Genomic DNA, 19764 nt, shown 5'->3' with positions numbered 1-19764 from the left:
CGTCGGTGCGCCGGAACGCCCGGGCGCGGATGGGAAAGCGGGCTCGCGGCGAACGCCGACAAGGCGAACGCCGACGCCGGGCGATGCGGAGCACCGCCCGTGCGGAGGCGCGTGACTTACCCGGCGGGGACCCGAAAAGTCAACCGGACCGAGGCGAAAACGTCGCGGCCTTACGGCCGGGAGAACGGCGCGTTCGGGGTCAGGGCCGGCGAGCCGGGGCTGAGCGGCTCGCTGTCGCCGATCACGCTGGTGGTGCCGCCGGGCGGGCCGTCGAAGCCGACGACGCCCATCGGGTTGCTCGGCGTCACGTTCGGGTTCGGTCGCAAGGGGCGGACGCTGCCGGTGGCCAGCGGGTCGGCCGGGCTCGCCGCGCGGGGGCTCACCGTGATGTCGAGGGGTTCCTGGGCCGAGGCCGGGCCGGCGAGCCCGAGGGCGAGGAGGCCGGCGAGGGCGAGGGTCGTCTTCATGGCGTGTCTCCGGTGGCGACCGAGGTCGCTTGCTGCCGGGTCAACCCGCCGGTGACGGGCCCGGGTTCCCTGACCGCATGGGATGCCTCCGGCACGGGGAGGCCTGTCTCCGGCGCGGCAACATGTGCCGCTCCCCCCGCGTTGACCCGCCTCCCCCCGGGCCTAGCTTGTCCGGAACGGGCGCGTCGCCCGCTCGGGAGAGGCGTGATGGCGGGGACCTCGGTCGCGGTGGTCGGCGGCGGATTGGGCGGGCTGGCGGCGGCCTGCGTGGCGGCTTCGCGCGGGCACGACGTCACCCTCTACGACAAGAATGCCTGGATCGGCGGCAAGGCCGCGGTGCTGCACGAGGGCGGCTTCCGCTTCGACATGGGGCCGACGATCCTGACGGTGCCGCGGGTGCTCGAGCGCATCTTCGCCGAATCCGGCCGCTCGGTGCACGATTACATGGACCTGCGCCGCCTCGACCCGCAATGGCGCTGCTTCTTCGACGACGGCAGCCGCATCGACCTGATGGAGAACGTCAAGACGATGGCGGCCGAGATGGACCGCTTCGCCCCCGGCCAGAAGGCCGGCGAGGGCTACGAGCGCTTCCTCGCCCTGTCCGAGCACCTGCACGGCGTCTCGGAAAAGTTCTTCTTCTGGAAGCCGGTGCAGGACCTGTTCGACACGATCGACATCCGCGCCAACCTCAATCCCGGCACCCTGCGCGACGTGCTCTCGCTGCGCATGCACGCCTCGGTCGCCAGCACGATCCGGGGCAAGGTGCGCGACGCGCGCCTCGCCCAGATGCTCGACCACTTCGTGCAATATGTCGGCTCCTCGCCCTACGGCGCGCCGGCGGTGCTCTGCGCCATCGCCCACATGCAGACCGCCGACGGGGTCTGGTACCCGATGGGCGGCACCCGCGCGGTGGCCGAGGGGCTGATGAAGCTCGCCGGCGATCTCGGCGCCACGCTCAAGGCCGACAGCGAGGTCGATGGCGTCGCGATCGAGAACGGCGCCGTCAAGGGCGTGCGGGTCGGCGGCCGGGTGGTGCCGTACGATCGTGTCATCTCCAACATGGACGCGGTGCGCACCTACCGCGAGCTGGTCGGCGGCGAGGTCGGGCGGACTTACGAGAAGCGCAGCTTCGAGCCGGCCTGCTCGGGCGTGGTGCTCTATCTCGGCCTGAACAAGCGCTACGATCACCTCGCCCACCACGATTTCGTGTTCTCGCGCGACCCCGAGGAGGAGTTCGACGCGATCTACCGCAAGGGCGAGCCGGCCCCGGACCCGACCGCCTATCTCGCCGCGCCGAGCAGCACCGACCCCTCGGTGGCACCGGAGGGCGGCGAGGCGCTCTACGTGCTGGTCCATACGCCGTATCTTCGCCCGCACCACGACTGGTCGCAGATGCTGCCGGCCTACCGGCAAAAGATCCTCGACAAGCTGAAGCGCACCGCCGGCATGCCGGACATCGAGGAGCGCATCGTCGTCGAGCGCCACCTGACCCCGGCGGACATCCATTCCCGCTACAAGGTGCTGAACGGCGCGATCTATGGCCTCGCCTCCCACGGCCGGATCATGGGGGCGTTCAAGCCCGGCAACCGCTCGCGGGAGGTGCGCGGCCTCTACCTCGCCGGCGGCGCCGCCCATCCGGGGCCCGGCATGCCGATGGTGATGATGTCGGGCTGGATCGCCGCCGACGCCCTCGACCAGGATGCGCGCGGCGCCACCGAGGACCTGAAGGCGGCCTCGTGAGCGGGCGGGACGGCCCGCCCGGACGGACTCTGCCGTCCGATCCGGTCGCGGCCCGCTCCCCCGCCATCTGGCGCTTCATGGGCGTGTACTTCGCCCGCTACGTGCGGCGCCACCTCAACGGCCTGCGGCTCGCGCACTGGAGCCAGCCCCCGGCGGCGCCCGCCGCCGGGCCGGTGGTGGTCTATTGCAACCACCCGGCCTGGTGGGACGCGGCGATCATCATCCTGCTCGCGCAGCGTTTCTTCCCGGCCGCGGAGAGCTACGCGCCGTTCGACGCCGCGATGCTCGCCCGCTACCGCATCTTTGCCCGGATGGGCGCCTTCGGGGTCGATCTCGACAGCCCGCGGGGCGCCGCCGCGTTCATGGCCGCCTCGCGAAAGATCCTGGAGCGGCCGGGCCGGGTGATGTGGATCACCGCGCAGGGGCGCTTCAGCGACGTGCGCGAGCGGCCGCTGGGCTTGCGCCCCGGCGTCGCGCGGCTCGCCGAACTGGCACCCGACGCCCTGTTCGTGCCGCTCGCCCTCGATTACGCCTTCTGGGAGGAGCGCGGGGCGGAGGCCTGCACCGCCTTCGGGCCGGGGATCCCGGCCCGCGACCTCCTCGCCCTGCCCCGCCCGGACCGCCTCGCCCGCCTGGAGGCCGACCTGACCGCCACCCTCGACCGCCTCGGCGCCGACGTGCGCAGCCGCGATCCCGCCCGCTTCGCCTCCCTGCTGGACGGGCGGCGCGGCGTCGGCGGCGTCTACGATGCCTGGCACCGGCTGGTGGCGGCGCTCACCGGGCGCCGCTTCGTCGCCGGCCACCGCGAGGGCGGGGCGCCGTGACGATCCTGGCGCTCCTCGCCCTCGCCCTCGCGCTGCTGCCCGCCGTCCTGGCGCTGGCCAACCTGCTGGCCCTGCGCGGGACGCCGCCCGGAGCGCCGCCGCCGGACGGCTTGGTCTCGATCTTGATCCCGGCCCGCAACGAGGCCGCCAACATCCGCCCGACCCTGGCGGCGGCGCTCGCCAGCACCGGCGTGCCGATCGAGGTGATCGTCGCCGACGATCACTCGACCGACGGGACGGCGGCGATCGTGGAGGAGATCGCCGCCCGCGATCCCCGCCTGCGCCTCGTCGCGGTGCCGCCCCTGCCGCCGGGCTGGACCGGCAAGAACCACGCCTGCCACGTCCTCGGCGAGGCCGCGACCGGCCGGTTCCTCCTGTTCATCGACGCCGACGTCCGCCTCGCGCCCCACGGCGCCGCGTCCCTGGCGGTCGCGGCCTCGCGCGCGGCCCTCGTCAGCGGCGTGCCGCGCCAGGTCACCGGCTCGCTCGGCGAGCGCCTGACCGTGCCGATGATCAACTTCCTTCTGCTCGGCTACCTGCCGATCCCGCTGATGCGCCGCTTGGGCAATCCCGGCCTCGGGGCGGCCTGCGGCCAGCTGGTGATGGTGCAGGCGGAGGCCTATCGCCGGGTCGGTGGCCACGGGGCGATCCGCGCGAGCCTGCATGACGGCGTGCGGCTGCCCCGGATCTTCCGCCGCGCCGGCCTCGCGACCGATCTCGTGGCGGCGTCCCCCCTCGCGACCTGCCGGATGTACACGGATTTTTCCCAGGCCTGGGCCGGCTTCTCGAAGAACGCCCATGAGGGCCTGGCGACCCCCCGTGCCTTGCCGGTCTGGACGCTGCTCCTCGGCGGCGGCCACGTCCTGCCCCTGCTCCTCGTGATCGCCGCCCTGATGGGGGCCGGCGAATCGGGGGGCGGCGACGCGATGATCGCGGGGGCGGCCCTCGCCCTCTCCCTCGGCACGCGGGTGGCGATCACGCTGTTCACCCGCGAGGACCCCTGGACGATTCTCCTTCATCCCCTCACCGTGGCTTTGGCCCTGGCCTTGCAATGGAACGCGCTCCTGCGCCCGGCCCAGGCCGGGGTCGCGACCTGGAAGGGGCGCACCTACCCTGCCGGGTGAGTGGCCCGGCCGGGCCGAGTCGATGAGGGAGACAGCATGACCGAGATCCGCGACCTCGACGGCACCGCGATGGTGCAGGCCTACCGCGACCGCACCCTCTCGCCGCGGGAGGTGGCGGCGGATGCCCTCGCGCGGATCGACCGGTACGGCCCGGATCTCGACGCCTTCGTGCTGGTGGACCACGACGGCGCCCTCGAGGCAGCGGCGGCCTCCGAGGCGCGCTGGGCCAGGGGCGAACCCCTCGGCCCCCTCGACGGCGTGACCTTCACGGTCAAGGACAACATCGCCTGGGCCGGCCACCCGATGCGCCGCGGCTCGCTCACCACCCCCGACACGCCCGCGACCGAGAACGCGCCGATCGTCGACCGGCTCATCGAGGCCGGCGCGATCCCGCTCGCCAAGACCACGATGCCGGAATTCGGCTGGAAGGGCCTGGGCGATTCGAGCCACACAGGCTCGACCCGCAACCCCTGGGACACGCGGACCACCACCGGCGGCTCCTCGGCCGGGGCCGCGGCGGCGGCGGCGCTCAATCTCGGCCTCCTGCATATCGGCACCGACGGGGCGGGCTCGATCCGCATCCCGGCCGCCTTCTGCGGGGTCTTCGGGCTCAAGCCCAGCTTCGGCCGGGTGCCGGCCTTCCCGCCCTCGCCCTTCGGGCCGGTGGCGCATCTCGGGCCGATGACCCGCGGCGTGCGCGATTCCGCCCTGATGATGCAGGCGATCAGCCGGCCCGATTCCCGCGACATGGCGGCCTCGCTCGCCGAGCCGCCGGACTATCTCGCCGGCCTGGAGGACGGGGTGCAGGGCCTGCGCGTCGCCTGGAGCCCGCGTCTGGGCTTCGCCCCTCAGGTCGATCCCGAGGTGGCACGGCTGACGGAAGCCGCGGCCAGGCGCTTCGCCGAACTCGGCGCGATCGTGGAGGAGGCCGATCCGGGCTTCTCCGACCCGGTCGAGACCCTGAACGGGATCTGGCTCGTCGGCGCCTGGTATGTCCTGCGCGGGATCCCGGAGGAGAGGCGCGGCCTCGTCGAGCCGTCCTTACGGGCGGCGGCCGAGCGCGGGCGGCAGATCTCGGCGCCGGACTTCGTCGCCGCCCTCAACGCCCGCGGCGCGCTCTACACCGCGATGGCGCGGTTCCACCGCACCTACGACCTGCTGCTGACCCCCGCCCTCGCCACCCCCGCCTTCACGGCCGGCAACCTGACGCCGCCGGACGGGCGCTTCGGCGACGACTGGCTCAACTGGACCCCGTTCTCCTACCCCTTCAACCTGACGGGACAGCCGGCCGCGAGCGTGCCCTGCGGGCTGACGGAGGGAGGCCTGCCGGTCGGGCTGCAGATCGTCGGGCCGATGGGGGCCGATGCGCGGGTGCTCGCGGCCTCGCGCGCCTTCGAGGCGGCCGCGCCCTGGCCGGTCCTGGCCGAGCCGCGGGTGACGCATCGGGGGTGATCCCGCCCGTCGCGGCTCGCCCCAGCGGTCGGGCGCCGGCGCTCGGCCGTCTCGCGGGAGAAGTCGGCGGGTCCCCCGACGGTCTTATCCCGCGCCGGCGCGGTCTCGGACCTTCGCCCGTCGGCGGCGGCTTCCATCGCGGGGCCTCGGGATTCAGATCATCGCTGTCGAGCCTGCTTGGGTGGTTGCGCCGATCGATCTGCACACAGGCCGACATCTCTCTGCGTCATCCCGGGTTCTCGACTTCGTCGAGCCCCGGGATGAGATCGAGGGTTTCAAGGCAGTCGGCCAACTCAAACAGGCTCTGGGGTATCGGGCGACCACAGATCGCGAACGAAGTAAGCCTCCTTCGGACTCGGTCGATTTTTAATCGACTAACACATCGCGATGAGGTTGGAGGTGGGATAAAATCTACCCATTAATCAAACACTCTCTCGAACCGTCTCTGTCAGATCATTGCTGTCATGGCGACGCTGTTCTGGCTCAGGCAACCATGCACCTTGTCGTCGATGAAGGTGTCGATCAGCGAGCACGGTACGATGAACGGGCTGTCCGTGCATGGCAGCGAGAGGGTCTGCGCCGACGGATCGTCGATCCAGGCGATGGTGAAGCCCGACGCCGAGGCTTTGCCCTGATTCGTCGTGACCGTCATGCCGTAGCCGGCAGCGAGCTGGACGCCGCACTTCCAGGCAGCCGGAATGACGGTGTCGTCATGAGTATGGCGGGGGCGGACATGACGATTTTCAGGCACGGTTCTGCTGAATAAGGGTCCAGCCCGCAAATCGTCTGCCGCGGACGAGAGCGTGTAGGGGTCGGAATATTGATGGCAAACTGAGGATTTCAGAAATATTCATGCAATGGTCGAGGCTCGCAGTGGGAGCGATTGTCCTGGGCCCGCTGCAGCCGCGAGAATGCCCGGACCGTCCGCCCCGAGCCGCCGATGTCCGGGAGGCATTTGCCTCACGAAGCCGCGAGCCGACGGCATCCGGCGCGTAGGCGCCGAACCGCCCTTGTTCACCGGCGTTGTTCGGCCCTAAGGAAACCCTTTCTTCACGATCAGGAGATGGTGCCATGAGGCATCTCGCTCTCGCATCCGCGCTCGCCGCGGGCGCCCTCGCCCTGTCCACGGCCGGGGCCGATGCCCGCGGCGGCTTCGGCGGCGGTGGTTTCCGGGGCGGTGGTTTCGGAGGTGGCGGCTTCCACGGCGGCGGCTTCGGCGGGGCCGGGTTCCGGGGTGGTGGCTTCGGCGGCGGCTTCCGGGGCGCGGGCCTCGGTGGGGGCTTCCGTGGAGCCGGCCTCGGGGCGGGCTACCGCGGCGTCGGATTCGGAGGCGGCTACCGCGGCGGCCTCGGCGGGTACCGCGGCGCCGGCTTCGGCGGCTACCGGGGCGGCTACGGCGGTTACCGGGGTTACGGCTATCGCGGCGGCTACGGGCGCGGCCTCGGTTACGGTCTCGCCGGGGTCGGGCTGGGTCTCGGGCTCGGCTACGGCCTCTCCAACGTCGGCTATTACGGCGGCTACGGCTATGGCGGCTACGGCGCCAGCTACGGTGGATGCGGACCCTACGCCTATTACGACGACGTCTACGGGACCTGCGTCTCGTACGGCTACGGCTACTGACGGGGGAGGCGGAGCCGGGCGGTCGTGCCCGGCTCCGCCTCCCGTTTCATCGGAGGGGCGCCATGGCGAATTCACCCGAGCCGGGAGACCGCAAGCCCGGGGACAAGGCGGATCCCGGCACGCCCGGCACCGGCGAGAACCTCTGTCCGGCCTGCGCCGGCACCGGCCGGATCCGGGGCGAGCCCTGCCCGGACTGCGCCGGATCCGGCACGGTGACCGAGCCGATCGGCGGCGCCTGAGCGCGGGGATCCGGGACGCCGGCCCGCGTCCCGTCAGGGTCCCGCGCCGGTCAGGGCGTCAGGATGATCTCCGCCAGCGCCACGGCCTTGGCGAGCGCCGCCTCGGTCTTCGGCGTCGGCGGGGCCGGCACCTGGGCCTCGCGCCGCAAAGCCGCCAGCACCGCCTCCCGGGCCTGCGGATCGCGCTCGGCCCGCTCGCGCAGGAGGGCGGTCACGATCAGTTCGAGGGCGCCCAGGCGTGCCTCGACGTCGTCCTCGAAGGTGAGCGGCGCACTCATGAGTGCCTCTCCCGGTGGCTCACGAACCCGCCTCCTGCAACTCGTCGATCCGCGCCCCGAGGAGCCGGATCTTGCACGACGAGGCGAGCTGCCCCGCCGCCGAGCCGCCATGGTAGTCGAAGTCGTAGAGGCTGTCGCAGTGGCGCCGGAAATACTCCTCCCAGGCTCCCTGCGCGGCGAGAAAGGCCTTGCGCCAGTTCTCCGCATCCTCGCGCCCGGCGAGGCTGCCGGGGCTCGGCGGACGGGTGGCGACCGCCGCGATGGCGGCGAGCCGGCGCTCCACCAGCGCTCCCAGGCGCTCGCGCAGCGCCTTGGCGGCATCGTCGAGGCACGCCCCCTTCCGGTATTCCGGCAGCGCCTTGCCGGTGCAGGCGCGCAGGGCCGCCGCCGCGGAGACGGGCTTGTCCCCGGGAGCGGCCGCCCGGGCCGGGGCCGCCCAAGGGGCGAGAAGTAACGAGGCGACAAGCACGACGGCGGGAAAAGCGAGGGCGGACGCGCGGCCCACCGCGCCGTGGCGCCGCCTCATCCGGGCCAACGCCCCAGCCAGTCGCCGCCGGCCAGCGCGACGCCGACGGTCGCGATGGCCGCGCCGGTCAGGACCAGCAGCGCCTGCTCGCGCGACGGCAGGCGGCGTCCGCGCGCCTGCCGCCAGGGATTGGCCAGCGCCATCCTACTCGGCCGCGGCTTTGCGCGAGCGGCGGCGGGGAGCGGGCTTCTCCGCCGGGGCCTCCGGCGCTGCGGGAGCAGGCGTCGGCTCCGGTGCGGCCGCCTCCGCTTCGGCGGCCTGGGCCGCCGCGGCGTCGCGCCGGCGCTGTCCGAGGCCGAGGCTCTTGGCCAGAGCCGAGCGCTGGGCGGCGTAGCTCGCCGCAACCATCGGGTAATCGTGCGGCAGGCCGAACTTCTGGCGGTATTCCGCCGGCGTCATGCCCTGCGAGGTGAGGTGGCGCTTCAGCGAGCGGTAGGGCTTGCCGTCGAGGAAGCTGATCAGGTGGTCGGGCGTGACCGACTTGCGGATCTGCGCCGGGGTCGCCCGGCTCTCCTCGACCACGGGGGCCGCCGGCTGGCCGAGCGCCGCCAGCGAGGCGTGCACCGACGCGATCAATCCCGGCAGCTCGGCGACCTGGAGATTGTTGTTCGCGACATAGGACGAGACGATGTCGGCCGCGAGGCCGACGAACTCAGACTGCTGCTCCAGGTTGACGTCCGACACGAGGTTCCATCCCGATCTGAGCAACCCGGTTCGCTCCGAGTCGTCCAGGCATATCGGGCGCAGCACGCCTTCATCAAGTGAAACCGTACCGACTTGAAGGAAAACCTGTGTATCCCGGAGGAGCTCCGGCCTCTCCGGACCGTTCTTCATCCGCCCATCGGCCGCCGCGACGTTGGTCACGCGGCGCAGGCCCGACGTGTTGCACCGCCCCCGTCGCCGCCTCAGCCTTCGCGGTGCGGCGGCGAGACCGGCACCGCCGGGCGGCCGGCTCGCCGAAACCTTCCGGGCATCGGACCCGGCCCGGATCGATCCGCCGCGGGCCTGGCCTGCCGCGTCCGCGCGCATCCGGCGAAGATGACCCGCGTCTCGAAGAATGCCCCGCGGCCCGCAAGAATGCCTTGACCGGTCCGGCGAACCGGCCTATCAGCACCGCACCCGAGGCGGTGACGCGCCACCCCGGACAGACGGATCGCTCCTCTGCTCCACAGCGCGAAACGCTTCGTTGGGGGATAGTTTAACGGTAGAACAGCGGACTCTGACTCCGTTAGTCGTGGTTCGAATCCACGTCCCCCAGCCAACAGATCATCCCGTCAGGTCAATGACTTGGCGGGTTTTTTATTGTCTGAGCCCTGCCCTACCCTTGTTGCGACTGCCTGCAACACGGGTGCAGGTTTTACAACGGGTTACGGCGTAGCGTAGGCTGCTCCGCGCAACACCAACGCAACACGAAATCGGGTCCCGTGATGCCGTCCAAAGGCAGGCTGTAGCCGAAGGCTTCTACGCCAACGTGGGCGTCCTGCATGGGGCCGCGCGGTGCCGGCACGGCATCGGACCGCATGAGGTGAGAGCCATGCCGCGCACGTCGCCCCGCAATCATGGCCTGTTCCCGTGCAAGGCCGAGGTGGCCCGGCGTCTTAGCCAGACGCCGACGGAGTGGAAGCCGAAGGCAAAGATCCTCGAGCGCCACGGACTGCCGAGGATCGATCCCCTCATGGGAGGGCGGTACTGGCCGGCCGTGCAAGCCTACTTCGATCGGCGCTACGGTCTCTCCACCGTCGAGGTGATAGCACCCGACGGCACGGAGAACCTCGATGTTCTCTGAAGCAAGGAGAACGGTGACGGGCCGCGGTGGTGAAGCGGACAAGGCAGTGGTGGTGAGAACAGCCCAGGGATTGGGATGGTTGGTGTGGGTGCGTCTGTCTCGCACGAGGAGCACAGCCATGCCTATTCGGATCCCATCACGCACCGATATCACCGACGACACACCGCTCCGGCTGGAGGCTGCGGCCGCTCTCGGATGGCCGGCTGGCGGTATGACCGTGGCGGCGCTCCGGCGTGAAATCGCGAGTGGACGCCTTGCTGCTGAGTTCCTGGCAGGTAAGCACTGGACGACCCTCGCGGCGATCCGGGAGCTTCGCGAGCGGTGCCGCGTCCAGGTGACAGAGACCGTCCCCGTGCCGCGGATGACGGTGGCGGCTGGCAGGTCCGAGGCGATCCACGAAAGCGCGGCACTGACGGCTCTGGAGAGGCTCGTGAGCACTCCGATTAAGCGCGGAGCAGGACTGACGATGCGCGGGGGGCGGGGCGCGTACAGCAAGCGAGGGGTTGGGCGTGAGGTCGCCAAAGGAGAGGAGGCCTGACCATGCCACGTATTCGACCGAAGGTTTCGCGCGCTGCTTTTGACGCCCTCCCCCTCTTCGCCAGCGACCGCGACATTGCCGTGGCGCTGGTGGGCGAGGATATGGCACCCACCATCATAGACATGATGCCCGTGCTCGAGCGCATGGGCTTCCCCAAGCCAGATCCCTTCTTCGTTGGCCGTTACGTGCCAGCAGTGCGGCAATTCCTCGATCACCGTTATGGGCTCACCGCTACTACAGCGACCGCATGCGACGGGGGAGTTGAGTCGGAACGATGGGACCTGTTGGATAACAAGACAGGACGCCTGGCCTCGTCTGGTACCAGAAAGGCGGCCGCGCCATCCCAAGTTGGGTTCTCAGGAAACAAGCTCGAGCAGACGGCTTCACGCCGGCAACGGTGAACCTCGCTGGCTGGATCTACGATCCGCAGCGGATGGTGTGACAGTGCGCGGCCCTCACAGATGGTGTCGGCTCGGGCACACTTGCTGGACGGCGCGGCATGGTCAGGCATCCTATCCGATCGTGGCCATGGTAACCGCGGCCGCCTACGTGGAAGGCGGCCGCACCGGCGGCAGAGCCGACAGATAGGCTTCGAGATCGGTGCGCAGGATGATCGTCGAGCCGACGAGCTTCCAGGCCGGGATCTTGCCTTGGGCGATCAGGTCCCAGACCTTCGAGCGGCTGATGCCGGTCGCGGCCGCCGCATCGTCGACCCGGTACGCGAGCGGCTCGGGCGGCCGCCGGCCGGCGTGTTCCTGCCTGGGCTGCATTGGAGCGGAGCGTTGTGCTCGCGGCATGGTCAAAGCCTCCTGCTTCGCGCCAGGATGCCACCGCGGCAGCCCGATTCCATCGTGACCTGTCGCGGGCACGATGGGGCCGGGGTGAGCCTCGACTTCGGCACAGATCGGCAGAGGGCACGACCTACCGGCACGAGCCGGTAAATGCCGGTGTGGATGACGAAGCGATGAAGACCGCTAGCAATCTCTACCGCGAAGGCCTCCTGACCGACGACGCACTCGACGCGGCGATCCTGGCCTACCTCGCGGACCCGCAAAGCCGGTGGCCGTCGAGATTGGGAAGGGCAGCATCGACGTCGCTGCGGCTGTCCTGGCGCACCGGTAGTCGGCCAACGAACTCGCCGTCGAGAATGCTACACCGGCCCGGCTGCAGAACGCGGTGAGGACGGCAATTCTTATTGCGCCGTTCTGATGAGCGCAGCAGCCTATTTCGCTCTCACCTCCACTCCAGTCCTATCCTGCGCCTGGGGTGCGATAGTGTTGCCGTAGTCAGCCGCGCAGCAGCTGGATGGCAGGGGGCGCCAGCGACGCATCTGCCCGCGGATCCCGATCTTCTCGATGTTATAGCTCGTGGGTTTTACGATTAAGTGTGAGACTGCTACGAAGAAACACCTGCAGCTGGCTCAGCTTGAAGCATCGAGGCTGCCGAACACGAGGGTTTTTAGTTATTCAAGCTTCGGGTGTAGCCGTGATGACATCGGGATGAAGTGGCCGGACTGCGGCATCGCCCTTATCATTCGTTAGCGATGCGAAACTAGATGCAACCCGCTCGCGCCAGTGCGCATCCCAAGCCGCGAGATATTCCTTTTGCGCTTCAAGGGTTTCGCGGATTGACTCCTCAACCGTATCCAATGCACCCTCTCGCTTAGAAGCTGTACTGTGCATGGCCCGTTCCTCTCGCCATGCTGGTGGTAGCAGTGCTAGAACGTGACGTGAACCCTATGGTTGCGAAGATCCCCGAAATTCCATGTCCCGAACTTTTTTTTGGATTCGTTGCACCAATAGGTGCAGATGTTAAGAAATGCATTAGTGACTTCAGGAAATGTTTTGAGGAGTTCGGCTATCGGGTGGTAGAGATTAAAGTAACAGATATTTTTGAGCGCCTAAAGCATTTTATAGAGCCAAAAGAAGAATTAGACGCATCTACCCAGCGAAAAAGATACGATACATATATTAAATACGGTAATCAACTTAGATCTGAATTTGATGATAATGCATTTATGGCAGCAATGGCTGTTGGAAAGATTACTCGCATCCGACAGCTTGATGTGAAGCTTAATACGCCCAATCCAGCCGAAAAGACGGTGTATTTGATGCACCAATTTAAAAGAAAAGAAGAAATAACGCTTTTACGATCTGTGTATGGTAGGTTATTTTTTCAGATATCCGTCTACTCGAGACGGGGCGCACGTGTTGACAATTTGGCTAACATCTTTGCTAGCGATGTTGGCTCGGCTAATATAAACGAATATAGAACGTATGCCGAAGCAATGATCCAGATTGACGAAGATGAGAAAAACGCCGAACACGGTCAGCGGGTCTCTAAGGTATTCAGTGACGGAGACTTGATAATTAGTACCGACACGCAAAAGCCCACTACATACGAGCAAGCAAAGAGATTTTGCAATTTGTTATTTGGTGCAAATTTTATCTCCCCAAACAAAAATGAATACGGCATGTTCATCGCTAAAGCAGCAGCCCTGCGAACGCTTGATTTATCGCGGCAAGTCGGCGCCGCGATTTTCTCGCCTGAAGGCGAAATCATCTCTATAGGATCGAATGAGGTTCCAAAAGGCCACGGCGGCACATACTGGTGCGACGATCCATTTGATGATAGAGAATATTTAAGAAATCAAGATTCCAATGATAAAAGAAAAAGGGATCTTCTTTCGGAGATTGCGGCTATTATAAAAAAAGATGTTGATGAACTATTATCAATCAAAGAAATTCAAGAGTCGCAATTCATGGATGCCCTCGAATACGGGCGTATCGTGCACGCTGAAATGTCTGCGATATCGGATGCAGCTCGGCTGGGACGATCGGCCAAAGGTAGCTCTCTGTATTGCACAGCATTTCCCTGTCATATGTGCGCGAAACATATTGTCGCGGCCGGGGTGGAAAAAGTCGTATTCCTTGAGCCGTATCCCAAAAGCCTTGTTGCAATACTCCATAGCGATTCGATAGCTGTCGAGGGCGGCGATCGTGGAAAATACAAGTCTTTCCCTGCGGCTGAATTTGAACATTTTTACGGTATTGCTCCGCGTCGATACGACGAACTCTTCGAAAGAGCAAAGCGCAAAGAAAAAAATGGGTCGTTCAGATCATGGGTCCATGGCGAACCAAGGCCAAGCCTTAACGTGACATCGCCATATTATACACTTGATGAGCAGAAGATATTTCAGGACGTTGTTGGGGCGTATATGCGCTTGAAAAGCATTCCCGCTGAGTTCCTTGATCCCCCAGAGGCTGTACAGACGGAAGCCGTAAGACCAGCGCGCAATTAATATTCTGCGCAGTGAGTAAAACCGGCGCTATCTAGTCAGGGAAGATCCCCGGTAGCCGTGGCAGGCTGCCATCGTTGCTATCGACCGCCAAGGCGCGCCGGATCTCGTCCTGGAAGCGGGCGGAGCTTTAGAGGTTGCACATACCCTGATTCGTAGCACGCTGACCTGGCCTCTTATTTCTGAGGAAGGGCGAGCGCGCGCACATGGTCCAACCATCCAGGCGAATAGGCACCGCGCTTGATGCGCAACGACTCCATCGCAAGGAAGCGCCCGGCGAGCGTCTCCACTCCGGAACCCCAATGCGAGACGGCGGCTTCGACCAGGCGATCGTCGACGCCGGAGGATCGAAGAATGAATATCATCTCGAAGAAGAGGCTGTCGGGGCGGGCCCGCGGGCGCACCAGTTCGGCGAGAAGCTCCGTGTCGCGGGTACTGTCGCCCGTCAAGATGCTCGGCACGGAGCGGCACAGCCTTCGCGTAGCAGCCGGCCAATAGCCGCTGGGCGACGCCGGCTCGTCCACCTGCATGGCCTCCTCCAAAATCGCCCGTAAGGCTTGCCAGAGGCGGCGCTTAGATTCGCCCTGCGTTATCTCCATCGCGCAGATGCCCCAGAGGACCGCGAGCTCGGCTGCGTTACTGCGTGCGTGCTTGCCCAAGCTACGCCAAGCGCGCTCGCGCGTCGGTCGAAGGTCGTGCCACAGCGCCGACACGAACGCGGCGGGCTCAGGCACAGCGAGCACGTGCGTGGCCCCAACGCGCCCAACCACGCGGTCGGTGCGTTGGATCGCCTCTTCACATCCGGCGAAAGCAGGTTCGAGCGTGATCAAGAGTTCGCGCAGGGTCTGTCCGGCTTCCACCAGCGGACCCGACGCGCGGGATCCATCGACGGCTAGCACGGCCATGAGACGGTCGATGCGCCATAAGTCTCGTGCGTTCTCGATCCACGCGCGGCGGTCCTCGCGCGGTGGAAGCCTCGACGCCAATGCACCAATCAGAGTCATCAACGGGTCCAAGACGAGACCCGCTCTCTCTCCGTTATCAACACGCCAGATCCCGCGATGCTCGCCCTCGAACACGAGGCGTTCGAGCCAGAGCCATCCGACGGCCACCGCGTCGTCGCGCGAGAAAAGGGCGTCGAGGACGCCCTGGACCGCCATTTCGGTCTCCACCCGGGCGGGTTCGAGAGAACCCGCCTCAGCCTCGTCGACCGGCTGGGGAGCTCCGTCGATTCCCCAGGCGAGGCGCCTGCACATTGCCCCGCAAGCCCGCAGCAACGCGAGAAGTACGGCCCCTTCGCAAAGGAACTGTCCGGCTTTGTCGCAGGCCGGCGGCGCCGCGCGGATCAAACGGTTGAGATCGCTCGCCTCCTCTTCATCGAAGGCCTGCGCAATGAATGCCGGGTGAGGTAGTCGGGCAAGGAGGGCGAGGTAGCGGTCAGGGTCGAGGCGGCGTGCTGGCGCGAGCGGGAGTTCACTATCCATCAGCACGTAGCTGTCGAGACGTGTCTCCCAAGCCTCTTTCACGTCCGGCGACGAGCGGTACGCCTCGACCGTCGCGCGAACGCCCTCGCGCTCCCTACTTAGCGCCCCGCGCTCCGGCTCGGATCGTACTCCCTCAACGAGCGCCTCGAGCGCCCGCCAGTAGCCCTCAATCACATCCGCATCGGCGTTCAGGCGCTCAGAGAGCCTGTCCTTGAACACCTCCCAGGCGCCGTAGCTCTCTAGACCCCAGAGGGCGAGGGGTCGACGAGCGTCCGAGGCCAGCCCATCCGCGCAGCGGTCGCCCTCGGCGACCCCGACGAGGCGAGCGAGCAACCAACGTCCGGGCGGGATCGCGCCCTCGTGCTGATCCAACAGGCGTAGCGCCTCGGCAACCGTCTCAAGACCCCTGCGGTCGAACGCTTCGGCGAGATCTACCGTCTCTGGCAGAGTCGCAAGGTTCTCGTGCGGAGCCGGAAGGCGCGCCCGCACCGTGTCGGCCCATGCCGCGACGAGGCCGGGGAGCACGTCCGCGTCTCGTCGAGCGTTCATAACTCGCGCGGCGTCGGCGATGCCCAGCGTGCGAACTTCCTCCCATCCGGGCATCACGCGCTTCCCGCCGACGTGGGTATAAACCCCGAAAGTGGGCGCGAGTCCCGCCATACCCGCGCGATCATCACGCGGACGTCGAGAGGGTTCGGCAGGCATACGATCACGCCGAGTCGCTCGCCGAGCTCGTTGAAGCTCGGCCCGCAGTGCCAGACGTCATCGTCGACGATTAGGTAGCGGTCGTGGATGACGGGAAGGTCCTGGCCGGGCATGACGCGCACCTGCGGCGCGCGCGGGCCGAGTTGCGCCGCCAAGCCTTTGAGGTCGTGCGCGAACTGCAGGCCCTGCTGGACCTGAAACCCCGCTTGGTCCCCAACCAAGGATTTGAGCGCGGGCAACCCCGTAAGGATGCGCGGCGTGACGGCACTGTTGGGGTTTTGCAGCGCGAAAAGGCGCATCTCCCGTGGCCCGAAAAAGGGATCGACGAAGACGAGGCGCCGCCGCGCCTGTCCCACGATATTGACAATGATGTCCTGCGCTTCCCTTCGTTTCGCTTCGACGTCGCGCGACTGGCCCGTCCGTTTGGACGACGGCAGGCCAAAAATGTGCTGTCTCGCCGCTTCGCGGCGCTCTCGTTCGCGCCGGCAGCCCCTCAACTTGATGAGGCGGCTTCTGGCGCGGTCGTCGGCGGGGCCGCCGACGACGAACGATCGCTCCATGGTGCGTAGGGGGACCTCGTAGTCCTGGGCGGGCTTGCGTCGACCGCCTGAGGGCACCTCGACCTTCGCGGTGCTTCCTATCATGGCCATGCCAACGTTGATCTGATTGAGCCAGGGGTTCGGCTCGGACAACCGCAGCAGGCCCCGCTCCGCGCAGACCAGCGCCCAGCCAATCCGATCCGTCGGCTGTGAGGCGGGAAGGGAGGCGTACCCATCCTGAGCCAGGGGCACCGACTGCAGGCTAGTCCATCCGCCGGGGCGTCGCTCAACCACATGGAGGGTTAGCGTGGTCATATCGGCCGTCCGCGCGGCAGTGCGCCTCGGGACGGCGCTCACTGACAGCGTCTCGCCGCCGGTCGGCGATCGCGCGCTGGGGAAGACCTCGAACGACGCGCAGACGGGGTCCGGCGCGAGCATCGCGAGGCCGCACAGCCATTCCTCGTGCGCGAACGGGTCGAAGCCGAGATGCTCCTCCAGCCATTGACGCGCTTGTGGAATAAGGCCGAGTTCATGAACGGGGCGGCTGGGGCGCCGCATGGGCACGAGCCGATGTACCCGAGGGCCGTCGTGCCACCTCATTGCGAAGGGGGCCTCGACGGAAGCGGCAAGGCGTCCCCACGCCGGCTCGGGCGCCACTGGGCGCTCCTCGGCTATTGCGGGTGCCGGCGCGCCCACTGCGACATTGACGCGCCCCGCCGCGGCCTGCGCGTACCATCGCACCGCCTCGGTGGCACAGGTTGAATGAGTCGAGAAGCCGCACGACCAGCCCGAAGACCCCGGTACGGTCCACGGCTTTTTCCCGGCCTTCCATCCAGGCGGGGCGTCCATATCGAATGGAAAGAGTTCAACCCAACCGAACAGCAGGTGCTGCCGGCGCTCGGCACGCAGCGAGGCGACGCGCACGAGTGCCGTCGGGTAGTCGCGTGCAAGTTCCAGAAGCGCGCTCTCAACCGGGTCGATTTCTGCCGAAATCTCCATCACGCTCATTCCCAACTAGATCGGCACCTCGCTAACGGCCGTCAATCCGGGTCCTTCGGGCTCCGACGTCAACTCGCGCGTTCGCGGCAAGGCTTTGCTGATATGATGGCACTGGCGAAAGCCGCAGTCGACGCGCTGAAGGCCTTAGGCAATGGTCCAGAGGACTGTCCACTCCGGGACTCCCTTCCGCAAGGCGAGTGTCGGCTGAGGGCGCAAAGCCGAATTTCCGCTTCTCGACAAGCCCGGCCTGTGCCGGCACCACAGCGACGCGTCCGAATCGGCCGTTGTAGGCATCCAGCGCCGCCATCAGCGCGCCGGACATCCCACGATCGGGCGCATCGAACAGCACCTGGAGGATGATGGACTGAAAGTCAGCCGTCCGCAGCCCGCCACGGAGACAAGGCGCGGTCGGGCAAAGATTTGGAGGATGCTACCAAGTAGCGTGATAGCCGGCCAGCTTTCAAACCCGCTGTGGGTGAAAAGCGGAAGCCTAAGGAATGTTCGTTCGCTATAGCACAGCACCCGCTGACCGCCGAAGCCAAAGCAGAGCAAAAAGAAGGGGCCACTGGCGATGCGGCATCGCGCTAGAGCGCGCACGGCATCAAGACGGCGACATGGTAACAACTTATTGTGAATGTGGTCATATATATAAAAAGCCAGATCATTCGGGAAGGTTGGGTATGCCAAGTCAAGACATCGAATTGTTAGTTGTCAGCTTGGCGAAAAGTAAAGCCTATAGGATTTTTCGAGAAAGCCGCAGCCTAAGCATAGTTTCGATGATTGTGGATGTTGATAAAAAATCTGTCAATTCGATAGGTGAAACATTAAAAAAGGTAATGCAAACGCTAGATCGCTATGAGATAAACGGAAGTATAGATAATCTGGCTTTTATAAGTTCAGTTGCAGGTAACATTGAAGAGTGGGAGCGCTCAGCGGCGGACAGTGGCGCAGTAGATTTTTGTCAGCAACTAAGTGACCTTCGTTATTTTCTTTTCGCAATAGTCAAAAAAGATGAGAGTCCTGAAATTATTACCCATATATACGAGTCGCTTATAAAACCAATCGAGGAACATCTTAAATCAGAGAATATTGAACGGTCGATATCGTCTGCGCCAAAGGCAGCATCTTCATACACAAGGGATCATAAGTTAGTAAAAACTATTAACAATGATGAAGATCAAATATTGGTCCACAACGAGACCACTAAAATTACGGCCAATGCTATAACTTCTACTGCTGTTGGCTTATATGTCGGCGGGGTCGTTCTGCCTATGATTGCTGTGACTTACCCGCTTCCCTCTGCGCCTACGTTAGATTTCGGGTCCGCGTTGCTGGCGGGGATTTGGAGTTTAAGCGCCCTGTGGTTACACTACTTGTCTAGGGACGCTCTCGGGGACCTCAAGGCATGACTACAGCTCAGGTTCTTTTGCTGCTGCCGCCAATCGTAGCGATATTCGCGGCACTACTAGGAAGGCTGGCGATCCGCAAAAGCGCGTCTCGGATTGATGCTCTACGCCAGAAGCGTACAAGAGCGCCGAATATAGATCCAGCCGGCTCTCCGCTAGATTTAGCATCACATTATCAATCGAGTGGACAGCAAGCACCCCCCAACAAGCGCACATGGAGGCGGATTTTGCTGAAATAATCATATTGATAATATCAAAACAATATTAATTTGACGTGTATCTCTATACCGCTGCCTGTGTTTAGTCCTGCTCTTGCGCTGCCATAAGTGAGTATTCGGGGTCGTGAACTCAGAAACCCAGATCGTCCTGCCGGATCTCTGAGCGGGGGTCGATGCCGCGGCTTCGCAGCGATTCAGCGGCCCGCCGATCCGCAGCTGTCTTATTGAGCCGCTGCTCCGCCGTTTTCTCGGGAGCCTTCCGGCGCCGGCCACCGGCGCTCCGGGTCGAGGCCGGCGGCGCGGTTCGGCGCTCCTCACAGGCGGACCGCACCTGCCGCTCGCCATCGCCACTGCCGGTCGGCGCCTGGCGCTCCTCGCGCGGCTGCGGCTCCTCGAGAAACACGCTCCACCGCGCCACCTCTCCGCCGGTGAGCTCGGCGCGATCGTCACGCAGCATTGGTCAGCCCCCATCGGAGTGGTCCGCCCTGAAGTATGGCTTTGAGCCGACGGAGGACGGACGA

21 protein-coding genes and 1 tRNA gene are annotated in these 19764 nt (G+C 65.9%); 12 read left to right on the top strand and 10 right to left on the bottom strand.

Annotated elements, in window-relative coordinates:
- Nucleotides 1-170 precede the first annotated feature (170 nt).
- Entirely contained in the window at nucleotides 171-467 is a 297-nt protein-coding gene (locus BM430_RS02075) for a hypothetical protein (protein WP_093564839.1), read from the bottom strand.
- A gap of 204 nt (nucleotides 468-671) precedes the next feature.
- On the opposite strand from BM430_RS02075, the gene crtI reads away from it, so the two are divergent.
- The 4 genes from crtI to BM430_RS02055 all read left to right on the top strand — a co-directional run bounded on the left by crtI (nucleotide 672) and on the right by BM430_RS02055 (nucleotide 5607).
- Nucleotides 672-2207, top strand: coding sequence for a phytoene desaturase family protein (crtI, locus tag BM430_RS02070; RefSeq protein ID WP_093564838.1), 1536 nt, complete (start codon nucleotides 672-674; stop codon nucleotides 2205-2207).
- Between the two features lie 77 nt (nucleotides 2208-2284).
- Nucleotides 2285-3031, top strand: coding sequence for a lysophospholipid acyltransferase family protein (locus tag BM430_RS02065; RefSeq protein ID WP_093565374.1), 747 nt, complete (start codon nucleotides 2285-2287; stop codon nucleotides 3029-3031).
- Nucleotides 3028-4155 (top strand): glycosyltransferase family 2 protein, encoded by a 1128-nt coding sequence (locus BM430_RS02060; protein ID WP_093564837.1) that lies wholly within the window; start codon nucleotides 3028-3030, stop codon nucleotides 4153-4155. Before BM430_RS02065 ends, BM430_RS02060 begins: the two co-directional genes overlap by 4 nt.
- 36 nt (nucleotides 4156-4191) lie before the next feature.
- On the top strand, nucleotides 4192-5607 hold the full coding sequence (locus BM430_RS02055) for an amidase (protein WP_093564836.1): 1416 nt from the start codon (nucleotides 4192-4194) through the stop codon (nucleotides 5605-5607).
- A gap of 448 nt (nucleotides 5608-6055) precedes the next feature.
- Here the strand turns inward: BM430_RS02055 and BM430_RS02050 are convergent, their stop codons facing one another.
- On the bottom strand, nucleotides 6056-6358 hold the full coding sequence (locus BM430_RS02050; protein ID WP_143131931.1) for a hypothetical protein: 303 nt from the start codon (nucleotides 6356-6358) through the stop codon (nucleotides 6056-6058).
- Between the two features lie 320 nt (nucleotides 6359-6678).
- On the opposite strand from BM430_RS02050, the gene BM430_RS02045 reads away from it, so the two are divergent.
- Complete coding sequence (locus BM430_RS02045) at nucleotides 6679-7227, top strand: hypothetical protein (protein ID WP_093564833.1); 549 nt, start codon at nucleotides 6679-6681, stop codon at nucleotides 7225-7227.
- Nucleotides 7228-7289: 62 nt separating this feature from the next.
- On the top strand, nucleotides 7290-7466 hold the full coding sequence (locus BM430_RS34475; RefSeq protein ID WP_177302896.1) for a hypothetical protein: 177 nt from the start codon (nucleotides 7290-7292) through the stop codon (nucleotides 7464-7466).
- Nucleotides 7467-7516: 50 nt separating this feature from the next.
- On the opposite strand, the gene BM430_RS02040 is transcribed toward BM430_RS34475, so the two are convergent.
- From BM430_RS02040 to BM430_RS02030, 4 genes are read right to left on the bottom strand one after another with little or no spacing between them, the layout of a single operon-like run.
- The gene (locus BM430_RS02040; RefSeq protein WP_093564831.1) at nucleotides 7517-7744 is read right to left on the bottom strand and encodes a hypothetical protein; all 228 of its coding nucleotides are present in this window, start codon (nucleotides 7742-7744) and stop codon (nucleotides 7517-7519) included.
- 19 nt (nucleotides 7745-7763) lie between these two features.
- On the bottom strand, nucleotides 7764-8270 hold the full coding sequence (locus BM430_RS02035) for a lysozyme inhibitor LprI family protein (protein ID WP_093564829.1): 507 nt from the start codon (nucleotides 8268-8270) through the stop codon (nucleotides 7764-7766).
- On the bottom strand, nucleotides 8267-8413 hold the full coding sequence (locus BM430_RS34470; protein WP_177302895.1) for a hypothetical protein: 147 nt from the start codon (nucleotides 8411-8413) through the stop codon (nucleotides 8267-8269). The genes BM430_RS02035 and BM430_RS34470 overlap by 4 nt, the downstream gene beginning before the upstream one ends.
- A gap of 1 nt (nucleotide 8414) precedes the next feature.
- Complete coding sequence (locus BM430_RS02030; protein ID WP_244539267.1) at nucleotides 8415-8954, bottom strand: Ros/MucR family transcriptional regulator; 540 nt, start codon at nucleotides 8952-8954, stop codon at nucleotides 8415-8417.
- A 503-nt stretch (nucleotides 8955-9457) separates the two neighbouring features.
- Between BM430_RS02030 and BM430_RS02025 the strand changes: the two genes are divergently transcribed.
- The 4 genes from BM430_RS02025 (at nucleotide 9458) to BM430_RS33710 (ending at nucleotide 10995) form a co-directional block, all read left to right on the top strand.
- Nucleotides 9458-9531, top strand: a tRNA-Gln gene (locus tag BM430_RS02025).
- 273 nt (nucleotides 9532-9804) lie between these two features.
- Complete coding sequence (locus tag BM430_RS02020) at nucleotides 9805-10056, top strand: hypothetical protein (protein WP_093564825.1); 252 nt, start codon at nucleotides 9805-9807, stop codon at nucleotides 10054-10056.
- Nucleotides 10057-10174: 118 nt separating this feature from the next.
- Nucleotides 10175-10594 carry a hypothetical protein gene (locus BM430_RS02015; RefSeq protein ID WP_093564823.1) on the top strand — a complete coding sequence of 140 codons (420 nt, stop codon included), beginning with the start codon at nucleotides 10175-10177 and terminating at the stop codon, nucleotides 10592-10594.
- 2 nt (nucleotides 10595-10596) lie between these two features.
- Nucleotides 10597-10995, top strand: coding sequence for a hypothetical protein (locus BM430_RS33710; protein ID WP_143131930.1), 399 nt, complete (start codon nucleotides 10597-10599; stop codon nucleotides 10993-10995).
- A gap of 144 nt (nucleotides 10996-11139) precedes the next feature.
- On the opposite strand, the gene BM430_RS02010 is transcribed toward BM430_RS33710, so the two are convergent.
- On the bottom strand, nucleotides 11140-11391 hold the full coding sequence (locus BM430_RS02010) for a helix-turn-helix domain-containing protein (RefSeq protein WP_244539266.1): 252 nt from the start codon (nucleotides 11389-11391) through the stop codon (nucleotides 11140-11142).
- Nucleotides 11392-12293: 902 nt separating this feature from the next.
- Between BM430_RS02010 and BM430_RS02005 the strand changes: the two genes are divergently transcribed.
- Entirely contained in the window at nucleotides 12294-13895 is a 1602-nt protein-coding gene (locus BM430_RS02005) for an anti-phage dCTP deaminase (protein ID WP_093565371.1), read from the top strand.
- Between the two features lie 173 nt (nucleotides 13896-14068).
- Here BM430_RS02005 and BM430_RS02000 read toward each other — a convergent pair whose 3' ends face one another.
- Together BM430_RS02000 and BM430_RS01995 are read right to left on the bottom strand one after the other, a co-directional pair.
- A complete protein-coding gene (locus BM430_RS02000; protein WP_093564819.1) occupies nucleotides 14069-16036 on the bottom strand; it encodes a hypothetical protein in 1968 nt (655 codons plus the stop codon).
- The gene (locus tag BM430_RS01995; protein ID WP_143131929.1) at nucleotides 15979-17628 is read right to left on the bottom strand and encodes a VPA1262 family N-terminal domain-containing protein; all 1650 of its coding nucleotides are present in this window, start codon (nucleotides 17626-17628) and stop codon (nucleotides 15979-15981) included. Before BM430_RS01995 ends, BM430_RS02000 begins: the two co-directional genes overlap by 58 nt.
- Before the next feature lie 605 nt (nucleotides 17629-18233).
- Between BM430_RS01995 and BM430_RS33700 the strand changes: the two genes are divergently transcribed.
- Nucleotides 18234-19028, top strand: coding sequence for a hypothetical protein (locus BM430_RS33700; protein ID WP_143131928.1), 795 nt, complete (start codon nucleotides 18234-18236; stop codon nucleotides 19026-19028).
- 345 nt (nucleotides 19029-19373) lie between these two features.
- Here the strand turns inward: BM430_RS33700 and BM430_RS01985 are convergent, their stop codons facing one another.
- Complete coding sequence (locus BM430_RS01985; protein ID WP_093564807.1) at nucleotides 19374-19700, bottom strand: hypothetical protein; 327 nt, start codon at nucleotides 19698-19700, stop codon at nucleotides 19374-19376.
- Nucleotides 19701-19764: the final 64 nt, after the last annotated feature.

This window comes from Methylobacterium sp. 174MFSha1.1 (genome assembly GCF_900116815.1).
In the GTDB taxonomy this organism is placed as follows: domain Bacteria; phylum Pseudomonadota; class Alphaproteobacteria; order Rhizobiales; family Beijerinckiaceae; genus Methylobacterium.
The sequence above is the reverse complement of the archived record's forward strand: the minus strand, read 5'-3'. Positions and strand labels throughout refer to the sequence as shown.

Bases quoted from the DNA above. Each gene is read 5' to 3' on its own strand.
- BM430_RS02075 (WP_093564839.1), bottom strand. From the start codon at position 467: ATGAAGACGACCCTCGCCCTCGCCGGCCTCCTCGCCCTCGGGCTCGCC.
- BM430_RS02065 (WP_093565374.1), top strand. From the start codon at position 2,285: ATGGGCGTGTACTTCGCCCGCTACGTGCGGCGCCACCTCAACGGCCTG.
- BM430_RS02055 (WP_093564836.1), top strand. From the start codon at position 4,192: ATGACCGAGATCCGCGACCTCGACGGCACCGCGATGGTGCAGGCCTAC.
- BM430_RS02045 (WP_093564833.1), top strand. From the start codon at position 6,679: ATGAGGCATCTCGCTCTCGCATCCGCGCTCGCCGCGGGCGCCCTCGCC.
- BM430_RS34475 (WP_177302896.1), top strand. From the start codon at position 7,290: ATGGCGAATTCACCCGAGCCGGGAGACCGCAAGCCCGGGGACAAGGCG.
- BM430_RS02040 (WP_093564831.1), bottom strand. From the start codon at position 7,744: ATGAGTGCGCCGCTCACCTTCGAGGACGACGTCGAGGCACGCCTGGGC.
- BM430_RS02035 (WP_093564829.1), bottom strand. From the start codon at position 8,270: ATGAGGCGGCGCCACGGCGCGGTGGGCCGCGCGTCCGCCCTCGCTTTT.
- BM430_RS34470 (WP_177302895.1), bottom strand. From the start codon at position 8,413: ATGGCGCTGGCCAATCCCTGGCGGCAGGCGCGCGGACGCCGCCTGCCG.
- BM430_RS02020 (WP_093564825.1), top strand. From the start codon at position 9,805: ATGCCGCGCACGTCGCCCCGCAATCATGGCCTGTTCCCGTGCAAGGCC.
- BM430_RS02015 (WP_093564823.1), top strand. From the start codon at position 10,175: ATGCCTATTCGGATCCCATCACGCACCGATATCACCGACGACACACCG.
- BM430_RS33710 (WP_143131930.1), top strand. From the start codon at position 10,597: ATGCCACGTATTCGACCGAAGGTTTCGCGCGCTGCTTTTGACGCCCTC.
- BM430_RS02010 (WP_244539266.1), bottom strand. From the start codon at position 11,391: ATGCCGCGAGCACAACGCTCCGCTCCAATGCAGCCCAGGCAGGAACAC.
- BM430_RS02005 (WP_093565371.1), top strand. From the start codon at position 12,294: ATGCTGGTGGTAGCAGTGCTAGAACGTGACGTGAACCCTATGGTTGCG.
- BM430_RS02000 (WP_093564819.1), bottom strand. From the start codon at position 16,036: ATGGCGGGACTCGCGCCCACTTTCGGGGTTTATACCCACGTCGGCGGG.
- BM430_RS01995 (WP_143131929.1), bottom strand. From the start codon at position 17,628: ATGAGCGTGATGGAGATTTCGGCAGAAATCGACCCGGTTGAGAGCGCG.
- BM430_RS33700 (WP_143131928.1), top strand. From the start codon at position 18,234: ATGGTAACAACTTATTGTGAATGTGGTCATATATATAAAAAGCCAGAT.
- BM430_RS01985 (WP_093564807.1), bottom strand. From the start codon at position 19,700: ATGCTGCGTGACGATCGCGCCGAGCTCACCGGCGGAGAGGTGGCGCGG.